Consider the following 14,102-nt stretch of genomic DNA (forward strand, 5'->3'; position numbering starts at 1 on the left):
CGTATGGTCAAAATTGACCCTGTGTCAGCCAGTTGGGTACGAAATTTGCAGAGGAGACTATAATAATCTCAAGGGATGAGGGTCCAAATGATGAGACTTATGACAAGCGCGATGGCGCTTGCCGTCGCAACAGGCGCGGCACATGCGGGCGGCATTGAACGCTCGAACAATGATTACGGGTTTCTGTTCACCACCAACGATCAGCTTCAGCTTAGCTTTTCGCATGTGATGCCGGAACTGTCGGGCAAATACACACCCGAACTCACGGCAGCAGGCGGCGGCGAAAGCAGCACCGGTAACATGCTGACCGACTACAGCAACTACAGCCTGGCCTATAAAAACGACTTCACCGAGAAGTTGAGCTTTGGCATGTACGTGAACAACCCCTACGGCGCGGGCGCGGAATACACCCAAGGTGTCTATGCCGGGCTGACCGCCGATTGGGACAGCGACCAGGTCGCACTGGTGGGCAAGTACCGCGTCTCGGACCGCGTTTCGGTCTTTGGTGGTGCGCGCTATGTCGAAAGCCAAGCGGACATCACGATCCCGGATCTCCTCGTACGCAGCTCGGTGGGCCGCAACGCCCAAGGGCTGGGGGCACAAGCGCAAGCCTTGGGTGCCGAAGCTCAGGCGCTTGGCGCACAGGCACAAGCCGCAGGCGCTGCCGGTGATCTGGCCACTGCTCAAGAGCTTGGTGCGCAAGCCCAGGCGCTCGGGGCTCAGGCACAGGCTTTGGGTGCAGAGGCGCAGACACTCGGTGCCGCCGCACAGAATTTCGGCACGTCGATGGAGTACAATGCCAGCGGTCGCCGCGTCGGTGACTGGGGCGCGATTCTTGGTGTCGCGTATGAAATCCCCGACATCGCTTTGCGCGTCGCCTTGTCGTGGCAAAGTGAAATCACCCACACGTTCAGCACCGCGGAAACCATTGCCGGCCTCGGTATCGACGCCACTGGTGGCGACACCAAGGTGACCATGCCTCAGGCTGTGGCGCTCGACTTTCAGACCGGGATCGCACCGGGAACCCTGCTCTTTGGTCAGGTCAAATGGGTCGAATGGTCGAAGTGGGAAGTCCGCACACCAGAATACGAAGGTGTGACCGGCGGAAATGTGACCAGCTTTGAAAACGACCGCACCACGTGGAAGCTCGGCATCGGCCGCGCCTTCTCGGAAGACCTGTCAGGCTTTGTTCAGGTCTCCTACGAGGCACAAAACGGCGACACCGTGTCCCGTCTTGCCCCGCGCGACGGCTTCGTGAGCCTTGGCGTCGGTGGCCAGTACAAAATGGACAACATGACCCTTCGTGGTGGTCTCGAATACGCATGGATCGGAGAGGCCGAGGATGCGTCGGGCGTGAAATTCGAAGACAACACTGCTTTGGGTGTTGGTCTCTCGTTGACCGTCGACTTTTAAAAGGCGGCACCAGATTTAAACGGTAACGCCTTAAAGAGTAGCCCCGTCGGACCCATGTCCGGCGGGGTTTATCATGCGCGCAGCCACAAGCGTTTGACGCTCCCCCGTCACACCGTTAATTCCAAACGACGGATTATGGGACATGGAACAGCGCAGATGATTTACTCCTCCGCACAGGATTGGCATGACGCGCCGCATAAACGGGTTGTGCTGTTTGCCATGTCAGGCTTGGGCAAGACCCATATTTCCAACCTGTTGCGCGACACGGGCGACTGGTTCCACTACTCGATCGATTACCGCATCGGCACCCGCTATATGGGCGAATACATCGCCGACAACGCCAAGCGCGAGGCGATGAAGGTGCCGTTTCTGCGGGAATTGCTGATGTCGGATTCGATCTATATCGGATCGAATATCAGCTTCCATAACCTTGCCCCCGTGTCGGCCTATCTTGGCAAACCCGGCGATCCGTCGCGCGGCGGCATGCCCATCGACGAGTACCGCAAACGGCAGGATCAGTTCCGCCGCGCCGAAATGGCCGCCCTGCTCGACACCGGCTATTTCATCGACCGCGCCATGGACCTGTACGGGTATCCGCATTTCGTTTGTGATACCGGCGGGTCGATCTGCGAATGGGTCGACCCCGAAGACCCCAACGATCCGATCATGACCGAACTGTCGAAACACGCGCTTCTGGTCTGGATCAAAGGCGATGCCGCGCATACTGCGGAATTGATCCGCCGCTTTGACAAAGCGCCGAAACCGATGGCTTATCAGCCCGAGTTTCTGACCCGCGTTTGGAATCAATATCTGAGCGAAAACAACCTTGAACCAAACGATGTTGATCCAGACAGCTTTATCCGCTGGACCTATGCGCAGGCCCTTGCACACAGGCAACCGCGCTACCAGATGATGGCCGACCGCTGGGGTCTCGCGATTGACGCCCATGATCTGATGGCCGACGCCTCGCCCGCCAATTTCGATGCGTTGATCGCAAGCGCACTAGACCAGAAAAGACCGTAAGCCATGCCGATCAAACTGCCCAACAACCTACCCGCCTATGACGTGCTCAAGCGCGAGGGCGTGATGGTGATTCCCGATGAACTGGCCAGCCAGCAGGACATCCGCCCGCTGCGGATCGCGCTGCTCAACCTGATGCCCAAGAAAATCCAGACGGAAAATCAGTTTGCCCGGCTGATTGGGGCAACGCCACTGCAGATCGAATTCAACCTGATCCGTATGTCCGAACATCAGACCAAGAACACTGCAGCCGAACATATGGAAAGCTTTTATCGCCCCTTTGCCGAAGTTGCGGACAGTGGCGAGAAATTTGACGGGCTCATCATCACCGGCGCGCCAATCGAACATTTACCCTTTGAAGACGTGACTTACTGGGAAGAGTTAACCCAAGTTATGAACTGGACCCAGACCCATGTGCATTCCACCTTTGGCGTGTGCTGGGGTGGCATGGCGATGATCAATCACTTCCACGGTGTGCCCAAGATCGAACTGCCGCACAAAGCGTTCGGCTGCATCCGTCATCGCAGCCTCGCACCTGCGTCGCCCTATCTGCGCGGATTCTCTGACGATATGGTGATTCCGGTCAGCCGCTGGACCGAGATCAGGCGCGAGGATGTAGAAAAAGCCGGACTTCCGATCCTGATCGACAGCTCTGAGACCGGGCCCTGCCTTGTTGAAGACCCGGAGCACCGGGCGCTCTATGTGTTCAACCACTTCGAGTATGACAGCAACACGCTCAAGGACGAATACGACCGTGACGTGGAAAATGGCACGCCGATCAACGTGCCTGCCAATTACTACCCCGACAATGACCCCAGCAAACCGCCGCAGAACCGCTGGCGCAGCCATGCCCATCTTCTCTATGGCAATTGGGTGTCAGAGATCTACCTGACAACTCCGTTCGATATTGAGCAGATCGGCGCAGCAAGCACGGATCTGCGCAACAGGTAGGAGGTCGGCTTGGCGTTAAAAGGAATGGGCGTGGCGCTTGGATGTGCCGCCGCTTTGGTGCTGACAACGGCCTGTACGGCCAGCTACCGCGAAACCAAGGCGGAAGAGCAGTTTCCGCCGCTCGGTCAATTCCTGACCGTCAATGGCACGCAGGTACATTACGTCACCAAGGGCACAGGGCCAGATATCGTACTGATCCATGGGGCCAGCGGCAACCTGCGCGATTTCACCTTTTCGCTGGTCGACAAACTGGCCGACCGCTACCGTGTCACGGCGTTTGACCGTCCTGGTTTGGGCTATACTGAACGGGTCAATCCCGACGGCACCACCCTGATTGAACAGGCGACCTTGCTGGCGGATGCGTCTGACCAACTTGGCCTGCAAAATCCGATGGTTCTGGGGCAAAGTTACGGTGGCGCCGTGGCGCTCGCTTGGGCTGTGGAGCGCCCTGACAGCCTATCCGCACTGATCCTCCTCGCTGCTGCATCAAACCCGTGGACCAGCGATCTGAGCTTGTTCTACAAGATCACGTCCAGCGACCTAGGCAGCGCCACCGTGGTGCCCGCCCTGACCGCCTTTGTGCCCAACCCCGTGGTCGACAGCGCCATCGAAGGCGTCTTTGCCCCGCAGAAAGAACCCGAAGGCTATGCAGAATATATTGGCGCGCCCCTGACCCTGCGACGCGACACGATGCGCGCCAACGCGATGCAGCGCGCGAATTTGCTGAATGAGATCAAAGCCCTTCACACTCGCTATGGCACCATCACCGTGCCGACCGAGATTGTCCACGGCGACGCAGACACCACTGTCGGCCTGTCGATCCATTCGATTCCCCTGTCACGGCAGATCAAAGGCGCAAACCTGACCGTGCTCGAAGGTATCGGCCACATGCCGCACCATGCCACCGAACCCGATGTCATCGCCGCCATTGATCGCGCGGCACAACGTGCGGGTTTGCGTTAATCGCATTAACATCCCATATTCAAAGAAGAGCAGACGAAAGAAAGGGGCCCGCATGGACCTTCCCTTTGATGGTGCAATCAGCGCCTTCTTCACCGACACCGCGCCGGACAACATCCGCAATGCTATCAAACGCGCGGACAAGGACGATATCCTGAACCCCGATTACCCCTATTCCGAACGCATGCCGCGCAAGGCATACGAAAAGGACCTTGCTGCGTTGCAGATCGAACTGGTGAAGATGAAGGCTTGGGCGAAAGAATCCGGCACCCGCATCGCCATCGTTTTCGAAGGTCGCGATGCTGCCGGAAAAGGTGGGACAATCAAACGCTTCCGTGAAAACCTTAATCCACGCGGCGCGCATGTCGTGGCATTGTCAAAGCCCTCGGAAACCGAAGCGACGCAGTGGTATTTCCAGCGCTATGTCGATCATCTTCCGGCCGCGGGCGCCGTCACGTTCTTTGATCGAAGCTGGTACAACCGCGCCGTGGTCGAACATGTCTTTGGCTTCTGCACACCCGAACAACGCATCCAGTTCTTCCGCCAAGCCCCTGATTTTGAAAAGATGTTGGTGGATGATGGCATCAAGCTCTTCAAGATTTGGCTGAATGTCGGTCGCGGCGAACAGTTGCGGCGTTTCCTTGATCGGGAAAGCGATCCGCTCAAGCAATGGAAACTCAGCTGGATCGACGTTGAAGGGCTCAAGAAATGGGATGCGTATAGCGACGCCATCAAGGAAACCTTTGCAAAGACCCATTCCGACCACGCACCTTGGACCATCGTGCGCTCTGACGACAAACGCCGCGCCCGGATCAACGCGATCCGCAGCGTGTTGACGCAGCTCGACTACAGCCGAAAGGACCTCAAGGCGCTAGGTCAGGTGGATCCAAAAGTCTGCGGTGGACCGGACATCTGGGATGGCTAAACGCGGCTATCATCACGGCAATTTGCGGCAGGCTCTTGTTGATGCAGCACTCGAGCTGATCACCGAAAAAGGCCCGACGGGCTTTACCCTGTCGGAAGCAGCAAAACAGGCGGGCGTCACACCCGCTGCCGTGTACCGCCATTTCGAAGGCCGCGAAGACCTGATCGCCGAAGCCGCACTTCAGGGCTATGAGATCTTTGCCGACGTGATGCAATACGCCTATGACAGTGGCCAACCCTCAGCACTGGCCGCGTTCGAGGCGACAGGCCGCGCATACTTAGCTTTTGCGCGAAAATACCCCGGCCATTATATCGCTATGTTTGAAAGTGGCATCTCAGTGAACCGCACACCCGATCTTGCCGCAGCCTCTGGGCGCGCACGTGCCGTTCTGGAACGCGCTGCCGAAGACCTGTCGCAGCACATTCCACCGGAAAAACGCCCACCCGCCTCTATGTTTTCGGCCCATATCTGGGCGCTGAGCCACGGTGTGGTCGAGCTGTTCGCCCGCAACTCGCCAGGAACCACCTCGCCGTTTCCACCAGAAGAGCTGCTGGAAACCGGCATTGGCGTGTACCTTCGCGGTTTGGGCCTAATTGCCCCCGATCAGTGACGTGACAAACCCACCACGACGGATTACATCCGCCCCATGACACAAGAACTTCATATCGTCGGCGGCGGAATGGCCGGATCCGAAGCAGCATGGCAAGCCGCACATCGCGGCGTGCAGGTCGTAATTCACGAAATGCGCCCCAAGGTTGAAACATTCGCCCACAAGACCGGCGATCTGGGCGAGATGGTCTGCTCTAACTCATTCCGCTCGGACGACCATGAACAGAACGCCGTGGGCCTGCTGCATTGGGAAATGCGCGAGGCTGGCGGGCTGATCATAGACACTGCGCACCAGCACCGCCTGCCTGCAGGTGGCGCTTTGGCCGTGGACCGTGACGCCTTCAGCGCGGAGATCACGCGCCGCCTGCACGCACATCCAAATGTGCGCGTAAGCCACGAGGAAATCACGGAACTTCCCAGCGAAGGTCATTGGATTTTCGCCACCGGCCCGCTGACCAGTGCAGCTTTGGGTCAGGCGATCCAATCTGAGACCGGCACCGACCGGCTTGCGTTTTTCGACGCGATCGCCCCCATCGTGTATTTCGACAGCATCGACATGAGCAAGGCGTGGCTCCAGTCGCGCTATGACAAAGGCGAGACCGAAGAAGAACAGCGCGCCTATATCAACTGCCCGATGGACAAGGCGCAATACGAGGCGTTCATCGACGCGCTTCTGGCAGCCGACAAGACCGAATTTCACGAGGGCGAGACCGCTGGGTATTTCGACGGCTGCCTACCCATCGAAGTGATGGCCGAACGCGGACGCGAAACCCTGCGCCACGGGCCGATGAAGCCCGTTGGTCTGACCAATCCGCACCAGCCCGATGTGAAAGCATGGGCCGTAGTCCAACTGCGCCGCGACAATGCTCTTGGCACGCTCTACAATATTGTCGGCTTCCAAACAAAGATGAAGTATGGCGCACAAACGGATGTTTTCAAAATGATTCCGGGCCTTGAGAATGCCAGCTTTGCACGTCTCGGCGGCATTCACCGCAACACATTCCTCAACAGCCCGACACTGCTTGACGACCAGATGCGCCTGCGCTCCAAACCGAATATTCGTTTCGCAGGCCAGGTGACAGGTGTCGAAGGGTATGTCGAATCCTCGGCCATGGGCCTTCTGGCGGGACGCATGGCCGCGGCCGAAATCACGGGCGCCGCGTTGTCCACCGTTCCGCAGGACAGTGCCCATGGCGCTCTGATCCACCACATCACGGGTGGCGCAGACGCCAAGACCTTCCAACCAATGAACGTCAATTTCGGCCTGTTCCGTCCGGTCGATGGCCTCAAAGGCGGGCGGCGGGGGCGCAAGGACCGCTACAAGGCCTATACCGACCGCGCCAAAGCGGCATGGTCCGAATGGCTGGCCACACAGGACACCGCAAAAGCAGCCGAATAGCGGTGTTCACAACACGCTTCGCACCAAGCCCAACAGGTCAGCTTCATCTCGGCCATGCCTATTCCGCCTTGCTGGCCTATGATATGGCACAGGCCGCAAGGGGGCGCTTTCTGCTTCGGATCGAAGACACCGACACGGCGCGATGCACCCCCGCTTTTGAAGCACAGATTTACGATGATCTGGCATGGCTGGGTCTGGCGTGGGAAACGCCCGTTCTACGCCAATCCAACAACACAGCCGCTTACGACGCCGCCATTACGCATTTGGGCGACCTTGGCCTGCTCTATCCCTGTTCCTGCACGCGCAGCGATATCCGCAGCGCTGCGTCTGCCCCGCAGGAAGGCGCACCGATGCACGGTCCAGACGGGCTGATCTATCCCGGCACCTGCCGCAACCGCTCCTGGGAAGACCGCAAAGACAGCGATGCGGTTCGCTTGAACATCGCGCGCGCGCTCGACCAACTCACCACCCTTCCAGCTTACACCGAAACCGGTATTCATCCCGCATTAAGGTTAACGCGCGCGCATTTCATTGAAGGCGTCGGTGACGTCGTTCTGGCCCGCCGCGACACGAAAACCGCCGCCTACCATCTGAGCGTGGTGGTGGATGATGCAGCCCAGGGCATCACCCATGTGATCCGCGGAGAAGACCTTGCTACCGCCACACCGATTCATGTTTTGCTGCAAGCGCTGCTGGGGTGTGAGACGCCGATCTACCGCCACCACCGCCTGATCCGCGACGAAGGCGGAAAACGCCTTGCCAAGCGCGACGATGCCCGGGCGATCGCGCTCTATCGCCGCGAAGGCGCCAGTCCACAGGATATTCGACGAATGGTTGGGCTATAGCCCCCTGCTGCTTCTTCTTTTTCTAAATATGCCAAAGCTACGCCAGCATCGGCGCCATGATCTCCACTTCTGCGCCACCTTGCACTTCGGTGTAAAAGCATGACCGCCGATTGGTGTGGCACGCCGGTCCGGTCTGGTGGACCGTCACCAAAAGGCAGTCCCGATCGCAATCGACCCTGAACGCCACCAATTCCTGCACATGACCCGAACTTTCGCCTTTGACCCAGAACGCCTTGCGCGACCGAGACCAATAAGTAACCCTGCCCGTCTCAAGCGTTTTGGTCACCGCGTCGGCGTTCATCCATGCCATCATCAAAACCTCGCCGGTTGCCGCATCCTGGGCAATCGCCGGGATCAGGCCCGCGTCGTTATAGACCAAAGTCGCAGGATCAAAGCTCATTGGGAAAAACCTTTTTGCATCCGCCGTTTGGTCCCCTATCTATGAGGGGAACGGCGAAAGGGAAAGCCATGTCCGGCGACACCGATCTGATCAAACTCTATTCTGCACGCATTCTCGAACTGGCGGCGGACATCCCGCATCATGCGCGGCTCGACACACCCGGTGCGACGGTCAAGAAACGGTCGCCGCTTTGCGGTTCGACCGTCACAGTGGACCTGACGCTGGAAAACGGCACCGTCAGCGCGTTTGGCCAAGACGTCAAAGCCTGCGCTTTGGGTCAAGCAGCGGCGTCAGTTGTGGGCGGCGCAGTCATCGGGACAACCCCTGATCAAATCACCAAGGCCCGCGATGAATTGCGTGTCATGCTCAAGGAAGACGGCCCCTCACCCTCTGCCCCTTTTGACGGACTCGAGGTGTTGCGACCGGCGGTGGCGTTCAAGAACCGCCATGCCTCGATCTTACTGACGCTTGAGGCTGCCTCCGATGCAGTGACACAGCTTGCAGAAACCCAAAGCGCCTGATTTCCAAAATTTTACCACCCAATAAAAAAACCGCCGCACTTCGAAAAAAGGCGGCGGTAAAGTAACGTGTTCGTTGGGGGCCATCAATGCTCTGAAGGCAGGCAACCTTCTGGGACAGGTGCATCAGTTGGGACAGGATGCGGATGAGCAATCAGGCAAAACACGCAGGCAGAAAAAGATAACAAGTCAGACAAGCACCGGCAGATGCAGCGCCGCAACCAACATCACCACCAAAGACATGGCCCCGAGCGCATCCTGAAGAAGCGGCGCATTGGTCTGGGCCTTTACGGCGTGAAGCGAGGTTTTGATCCGGTGCATCATGGTTAAGTCCTCCTTGTTGCCCCTTTGTTCTCATATATTTTACCTGATGTAAAGAACTTAATGAGAACATTTGAGAACAAAGGTGGTTAACCCACCGAAATCAGCTGGATCGCCTGATCCTGTTTCATCAGATACAACAGCGCCCGCGCGGCCTTGCCCCGATCCGATGTAAGCGCCGGATCATCCAGCAAAAGCTTTCGCGCATCATCCTGCGCCATAGCCATCAAACTGGCTTGTCTCTCAAGATCGGCGATCTGAAACTGCGGCAATCCCGACTGCGCGGTGCCCAGAACATCTCCCGCACCGCGCATCTCAAGATCGACCTCGGAAATGCGAAACCCATCTTCGGTTTCACGCAGAGTCGTCAGCCGTTTGAGCCCGGTCTCGGATAGCGGGGGCTGGTAAAGCAACAGGCAGGTCGAGGCCGCAGCCCCACGGCCCACGCGCCCGCGCAGCTGATGCAACTGCGCCAGACCGAATGTCTCGGCCCGTTCGATCACCATGATCGACGCGTTGGGCACGTTTACACCAACTTCGATCACCGTGGTCGCCACCAGCACACCCGTCTGCCCAGACACGAAACGCGCCATCGCCGCGTCTTTCTCGGCCGGCGGCATTTGGCCGTGCACAAGCCCAACCACCCCTTCGCCCAAAGCCGCCCGCAACCGTTTGAACCGCGCCTCGGCGGCCATGAGATCGGACACTTCGCTTTCTTCCACCAAAGGGCAGACCCAGTACGCCTGCCGCCCTTCGGCCACAGCCTGCCGTAACCGTTCGACCACGCCGTCCATCTGTTCGTTGGACAACAGTGCGGTTTTCACCGGCGTTCGTCCGGGTGGCTTTTCGTCAAGAATTGACACTTCCATGTCGCCGTACTGCGATAGCGCAAGGGACCGAGGGATCGGCGTTGCCGTCATCACCAACACGTCCACCGCCAAGCCTTTGCGCCCCAGTTCAAGCCGTTGCCGCACACCAAAGCGGTGCTGTTCGTCGATGATGGCCAAGCGCAGATCGGAAAACGCTACGTCCTTCTGGAATACCGCATGAGTGCCCACGAGGATCTGGATATCGCCCCGCTCCAGCGCCGCCAGCTTGGCCTTGCGTTCGCTTCCCTTGTCTCGCCCGGTCAGCAGTTCAAGGACAACACCCGCGTCCTCGGCCAAAGGCTGCAACCCCTCAAGATGTTGGCGCGCGAGGATTTCCGTGGGCGCCATCATCACGCCCTGCCCGCCCGCTTCGACCGCTGTGAGCAGCGCCATGAAGGCAACCAGCGTTTTGCCAGAACCGACATCGCCCTGTAGCAATCGGTTCATCCGATGCGGGCTGGCCATGTCGTCGGTGATCTCGTCGATCGCGCGCATCTGGGCACCGGTCGGTCTGTAGGGCAGCGCGGTCATCACCTTGTGCCGCAGTTTGCCATTGCCCGAGGTCTCGACCCCCGGTTTCGCACGCCGTTGCGCACGGGCCAAAGCCAACGTCAACTGATGCGCCATCAGCTCGTCATAGGCCAAACGCCGCCGCGCGGGGCTGTCCAGTGACAATGCACCCATGCCCTGCGGCGCATGCGCCATTTCCATCGCAGCAGTCCAGCCGGGCCAGTCTTCCCGCTCCATCAAGCGTGGATCGATCCATTCCGCCAGATCTGGTGCGCGGGACAGCGCGTCGGTCGCGGCCTTGACCATCGTCTTTTGCGTGACCCCGGCAGTCAGCGGATAGACCGGCTCGAACGGCAAAAGACTGTCGGCCTCATCGGGCATCAACACATGGTCGGGATGCACCATCTGCGCCATACCGTCGAAGAATTCGACCTTGCCTGACACGATCCGCCGGGCCCCGAAAGGAAGGATTTTCGCCACGTAATCGCCGCGCGCATGGAAAAATACGATCTGAAAGTCGATCTGCGCATCCTCGACCTGAACGCGGTAGGCGCCACCCTTGTTGCGCGGCGGGCGGTGTGCGCCGATTTGCACTTCGACAGTCAGGGTCGCAGGCAAATCCGCCCCCTGCACCGTGTCGCACAGCCGCCTGTCGACCACTGAATGCGGCAGCGTATACAGCAGGTCGCGCGGCACCTCGATGCCCATGTGGCCCAAGGTTTCAGCAGTTTTCGGGCCGACGCCCTTAAGTCCGCTCAGCGCGCCAAAGAGCGGAAACAGGATTTCCGGCCTGCCGCTCATGCGCCCTCGATCAGGTCAAACCAGCCGTCTTCGTCGATGATCTGTACCCCGAGATCACGTGCCTTGGTTTCCTTGGATCCGGCCCCCGGCCCAGCGACCAGAAGGTCAGTCTTGGCCGACACAGACCCCGACACCTTGGCCCCCAGCGATTCCGCCCGGGCCTTGGCCTCTGCCCGCGTCATGCGTTCCAGAGTGCCGGTAAAGACAACCGTTTTGCCCGCAACCGGGCTACCTTCAGTGCGGGGGCGTTCCGGCGGAAGAATGACAACCTCATTCAGAAGTCTATCGACAGCAGACATTTGGCTTTCGTCAGTGGCAAAGTCGAAAATCGAAAGAGCAACCTCTCTGCCAATTCCATCAGCTGAAGAAATCGGCTTTAATAAGGAAATGTCTTCAAGTTCCAATCGCGATAGCTGTGAAGACAAGTTTGCCCATTCCGTTTTGTTCTCGAATGGCACGTAACCAAGCGTTTCTTGCCAAATTCGACGGAGCTCTAGGTGGCATACCTCGAGTCTATTGTAGAAATGCTCGGGTTCCCCAAAGGCAGAAATTGCACGCGCCAGTTTGTCGGTATATTTTTTCGAGCCCCGGAAAACTCTAAAGAACACGTCATCGGGTGACTTGTCTCTAGCCTGATCATACATACCGAGAAGAAGTAGTTGCCCACCAAGTCCAGGAAAAGTTTGTGCTTCAGGCCAAATCTGCAACTCGCGTTCCCGCAGCCTCAAAGGCTGGTCCCAAGGTCGTTTGTCGTTTGTTGGCCCTCTACCAATGCCTGAAAAGAACTGATTCCATATCCGAACACGTTCCCCTCTGATATCCCTGCAAGCTTGGAGCAGACTGTCTAAATCACCCCACGATTTTGCCAATCGATTTGCTTGATCTTCACCCACATGGCGGATGCCCAGCGAAAAGATCAGTCGTCCCAAGGGGATGGTGCGTTTCTCGTCAATGGCATCAAAGAGGTTCTGCGCGGACTTTTCGCCCCAGCCCTCGCGGTTCTTGAGCTGCTGTATCCCGCTGCCATAGCGGTCGCGGAGGGTGAAGATGTCTGCAGGTTCCTTGATCCAGCCATCGGTGTAGAACTGTTCGACCTGCTTTGCGCCCAGACCTTCGATGTCGAACGCAGCGCGCGAGACGAAGTGTTTGAGCTTTTCAACTGCTTGCGCGGGGCAGATCAGGCCTCCGGAGCAGCGTCGTACGGCATCGCCTTCTTCGCGGATCGCCTCAGAGCCACACTCGGGACAAAGTTTAGGGAATTCATAAGGTTGCGCGGTGTCAGGACGTTGGTCAAGATCCACATCCGCCACCTTCGGGATCACGTCACCCGCACGGTAGACCTGTACCCAATCACCCACGCGAATGTCCTTGCCACCGCGGATCGGCGCGCCATTGGCGTCGCGACCGGCGATGTAATCTTCGTTGTGCAATGTGGCGTTCGACACCACGACACCGCCGACCGTGACAGGCGTGAGCCGCGCCACCGGGCTAAGCGCGCCCGTGCGGCCAACCTGAATGTCGATAGATTCAAGGCGCGTCCAGGCGAGTTCGGCGGGAAACTTATGCGCAATCGCCCAGCGGGGCGTTGTAGAGCGAAAGCCAAGCCGGGACTGGTAGCCCAAATCGTCAACCTTGTAGACCACGCCGTCAATGTCATAGCCAAGTGTCGCGCGTTGTGCCTCGATGGCTTTGTAATGCGCGATCATGTCGTCGGGGCCGTCGCAGCGCTGGGTGAGCGGGTTGGTCTGAAACCCGAGTTCTTTCAGACGTTCGATTGCACCAGCCTGCGTGTCGGCCAGAGCTGCGCTGAGCGCGCCCCAGGAATAGGCAAAGAACCGCAGCGGGCGATCCTTGGTGATGTTGGCATCCAATTGTCGCAAAGACCCGGCGGCCGCGTTGCGCGGGTTGGCAAATGTCTTGGCGCCTTTGGCGCTCTGCCGTGCGTTGAGGTCGGCGAAATCGGCGTGGCTCATGTAAACCTCGCCGCGGACTTCTAGAACTGCTGGGGCGTCTTTGAGCGTTGTGGGGATGTCGTCGATGGTGCGCGCATTGGGGGTCACGTTTTCGCCCGTCGCGCCATCGCCACGGGTGGCGGCTTGGATCAGCTTGCCTTCTTCGTAACGCAGGGAAAGCGATAGCCCATCAATCTTGGGCTCTGCCGTGTAGGCCAGCAAGTCGGTGTCAGAAAGACCCAGATAGCGCCGGATGCTTTGGTCAAAGCTTCTGATATCCGCATCTTCGAACGCATTGGACAGCGACATCATCCGCACTTCATGGCTCACCTTGGCAAAACCATCGGCCACGGGGGCGCCCACGAGCTCGCTGGGGCTGTCGGCTCGTTTAAGGGCGGGGAAACGCGCCTCGATCTCGGCATTGCGACGCTTCAGCCCGTCGTAATCCGCGTCCGACATTTCGGGCGCGTCCTCGGTATGGTAGGCAGTGTTCGCCTCGCCAAGAAGGGTGGCCAGACGCTCCAGTTCGGCTTTCGCGTCCAACTCTGTCAGGTCTTTGACCGCGATGTTCTGCTCTGCCATGTGCCCCCCTTGGCCCTGAACTTGGAC

The 14,102-nt window shown here is 58.8% G+C and carries 13 protein-coding genes; 9 read left to right on the forward strand and 4 right to left on the reverse strand.

Annotated elements, in window-relative coordinates:
- Positions 1-87: 87 nt before the first annotated feature.
- The 8 genes from MCRY_RS11720 (at position 88) to gluQRS (ending at position 8,122) form a co-directional block, all read left to right on the forward strand.
- On the forward strand, positions 88-1,413 hold the full coding sequence (locus MCRY_RS11720; RefSeq protein WP_139834097.1) for an outer membrane protein transport protein: 1,326 nt from the start codon (positions 88-90) through the stop codon (positions 1,411-1,413).
- Positions 1,414-1,569: 156 nt separating this feature from the next.
- The gene (locus MCRY_RS11725; RefSeq protein ID WP_085630230.1) at positions 1,570-2,436 is read left to right on the forward strand and encodes an ATPase; all 867 of its coding nucleotides are present in this window, start codon (positions 1,570-1,572) and stop codon (positions 2,434-2,436) included.
- 3 nt (positions 2,437-2,439) lie between these two features.
- Positions 2,440-3,384 (forward strand): homoserine O-succinyltransferase, encoded by a 945-nt coding sequence (locus MCRY_RS11730; protein WP_085630053.1) that lies wholly within the window; start codon positions 2,440-2,442, stop codon positions 3,382-3,384.
- Positions 3,385-3,408: 24 nt separating this feature from the next.
- On the forward strand, positions 3,409-4,347 hold the full coding sequence (locus tag MCRY_RS11735; protein ID WP_085630055.1) for an alpha/beta fold hydrolase: 939 nt from the start codon (positions 3,409-3,411) through the stop codon (positions 4,345-4,347).
- Between the two features lie 52 nt (positions 4,348-4,399).
- Complete coding sequence (gene ppk2, locus MCRY_RS11740) at positions 4,400-5,269, forward strand: polyphosphate kinase 2 (protein WP_085630057.1); 870 nt, start codon at positions 4,400-4,402, stop codon at positions 5,267-5,269.
- Complete coding sequence (locus MCRY_RS11745; protein ID WP_085630059.1) at positions 5,262-5,879, forward strand: TetR/AcrR family transcriptional regulator; 618 nt, start codon at positions 5,262-5,264, stop codon at positions 5,877-5,879. The genes ppk2 and MCRY_RS11745 overlap by 8 nt, the downstream gene beginning before the upstream one ends.
- Positions 5,880-5,915: 36 nt before the next feature.
- Positions 5,916-7,277 (forward strand): methylenetetrahydrofolate--tRNA-(uracil(54)-C(5))-methyltransferase (FADH(2)-oxidizing) TrmFO, encoded by a 1,362-nt coding sequence (gene trmFO, locus MCRY_RS11750; protein WP_085630061.1) that lies wholly within the window; start codon positions 5,916-5,918, stop codon positions 7,275-7,277.
- The gene (gluQRS, locus tag MCRY_RS11755) at positions 7,238-8,122 is read left to right on the forward strand and encodes a tRNA glutamyl-Q(34) synthetase GluQRS (RefSeq protein ID WP_085630063.1); all 885 of its coding nucleotides are present in this window, start codon (positions 7,238-7,240) and stop codon (positions 8,120-8,122) included. The genes trmFO and gluQRS overlap by 40 nt, the downstream gene beginning before the upstream one ends.
- A gap of 37 nt (positions 8,123-8,159) precedes the next feature.
- On the opposite strand, the gene hisI is transcribed toward gluQRS, so the two are convergent.
- The gene (gene hisI / locus MCRY_RS11760; protein ID WP_085630065.1) at positions 8,160-8,522 is read right to left on the reverse strand and encodes a phosphoribosyl-AMP cyclohydrolase; all 363 of its coding nucleotides are present in this window, start codon (positions 8,520-8,522) and stop codon (positions 8,160-8,162) included.
- Between the two features lie 68 nt (positions 8,523-8,590).
- On the opposite strand from hisI, the gene MCRY_RS11765 reads away from it, so the two are divergent.
- Entirely contained in the window at positions 8,591-9,043 is a 453-nt protein-coding gene (locus tag MCRY_RS11765) for an iron-sulfur cluster assembly scaffold protein (RefSeq protein ID WP_085630067.1), read from the forward strand.
- A 186-nt stretch (positions 9,044-9,229) separates the two neighbouring features.
- Here the strand turns inward: MCRY_RS11765 and MCRY_RS23515 are convergent, their stop codons facing one another.
- The 3 genes from MCRY_RS23515 to ligA form a co-directional block, all read right to left on the reverse strand.
- Positions 9,230-9,364 carry a hypothetical protein gene (locus tag MCRY_RS23515; protein ID WP_275296617.1) on the reverse strand — a complete coding sequence of 45 codons (135 nt, stop codon included), beginning with the start codon at positions 9,362-9,364 and terminating at the stop codon, positions 9,230-9,232.
- Positions 9,365-9,450: 86 nt separating this feature from the next.
- Positions 9,451-11,541 carry an ATP-dependent DNA helicase RecG gene (gene recG / locus MCRY_RS11770; RefSeq protein ID WP_085630069.1) on the reverse strand — a complete coding sequence of 697 codons (2,091 nt, stop codon included), beginning with the start codon at positions 11,539-11,541 and terminating at the stop codon, positions 9,451-9,453.
- Positions 11,538-14,075 (reverse strand): NAD-dependent DNA ligase LigA, encoded by a 2,538-nt coding sequence (gene ligA, locus MCRY_RS11775; RefSeq protein WP_085630071.1) that lies wholly within the window; start codon positions 14,073-14,075, stop codon positions 11,538-11,540. The genes recG and ligA overlap by 4 nt, the downstream gene beginning before the upstream one ends.
- Between the last annotated feature and the right edge of the window lie 27 nt (positions 14,076-14,102).

It is taken from the genome of Marivita cryptomonadis (genome assembly GCF_002115725.1).
In the GTDB taxonomy this organism is placed as follows: domain Bacteria; phylum Pseudomonadota; class Alphaproteobacteria; order Rhodobacterales; family Rhodobacteraceae; genus Marivita; species Marivita cryptomonadis.

Coding starts and splice junctions, on each gene's coding strand:
- recG (WP_085630069.1), bottom strand. CDS start 11,541: ATGAGCGGCAGGCCGGAAATCCTGTTTCCGCTCTTTGGCGCGCTGAGC.
- MCRY_RS11725 (WP_085630230.1), top strand. CDS start 1,570: ATGATTTACTCCTCCGCACAGGATTGGCATGACGCGCCGCATAAACGG.
- MCRY_RS11730 (WP_085630053.1), top strand. CDS start 2,440: ATGCCGATCAAACTGCCCAACAACCTACCCGCCTATGACGTGCTCAAG.
- MCRY_RS11745 (WP_085630059.1), top strand. CDS start 5,262: ATGGCTAAACGCGGCTATCATCACGGCAATTTGCGGCAGGCTCTTGTT.
- MCRY_RS11735 (WP_085630055.1), top strand. CDS start 3,409: ATGGGCGTGGCGCTTGGATGTGCCGCCGCTTTGGTGCTGACAACGGCC.
- MCRY_RS11720 (WP_139834097.1), top strand. CDS start 88: ATGATGAGACTTATGACAAGCGCGATGGCGCTTGCCGTCGCAACAGGC.
- gluQRS (WP_085630063.1), top strand. CDS start 7,238: ATGGCTGGCCACACAGGACACCGCAAAAGCAGCCGAATAGCGGTGTTC.
- hisI (WP_085630065.1), bottom strand. CDS start 8,522: ATGAGCTTTGATCCTGCGACTTTGGTCTATAACGACGCGGGCCTGATC.
- MCRY_RS23515 (WP_275296617.1), bottom strand. CDS start 9,364: ATGATGCACCGGATCAAAACCTCGCTTCACGCCGTAAAGGCCCAGACC.
- ligA (WP_085630071.1), bottom strand. CDS start 14,075: ATGGCAGAGCAGAACATCGCGGTCAAAGACCTGACAGAGTTGGACGCG.
- trmFO (WP_085630061.1), top strand. CDS start 5,916: ATGACACAAGAACTTCATATCGTCGGCGGCGGAATGGCCGGATCCGAA.
- MCRY_RS11765 (WP_085630067.1), top strand. CDS start 8,591: ATGTCCGGCGACACCGATCTGATCAAACTCTATTCTGCACGCATTCTC.
- ppk2 (WP_085630057.1), top strand. CDS start 4,400: ATGGACCTTCCCTTTGATGGTGCAATCAGCGCCTTCTTCACCGACACC.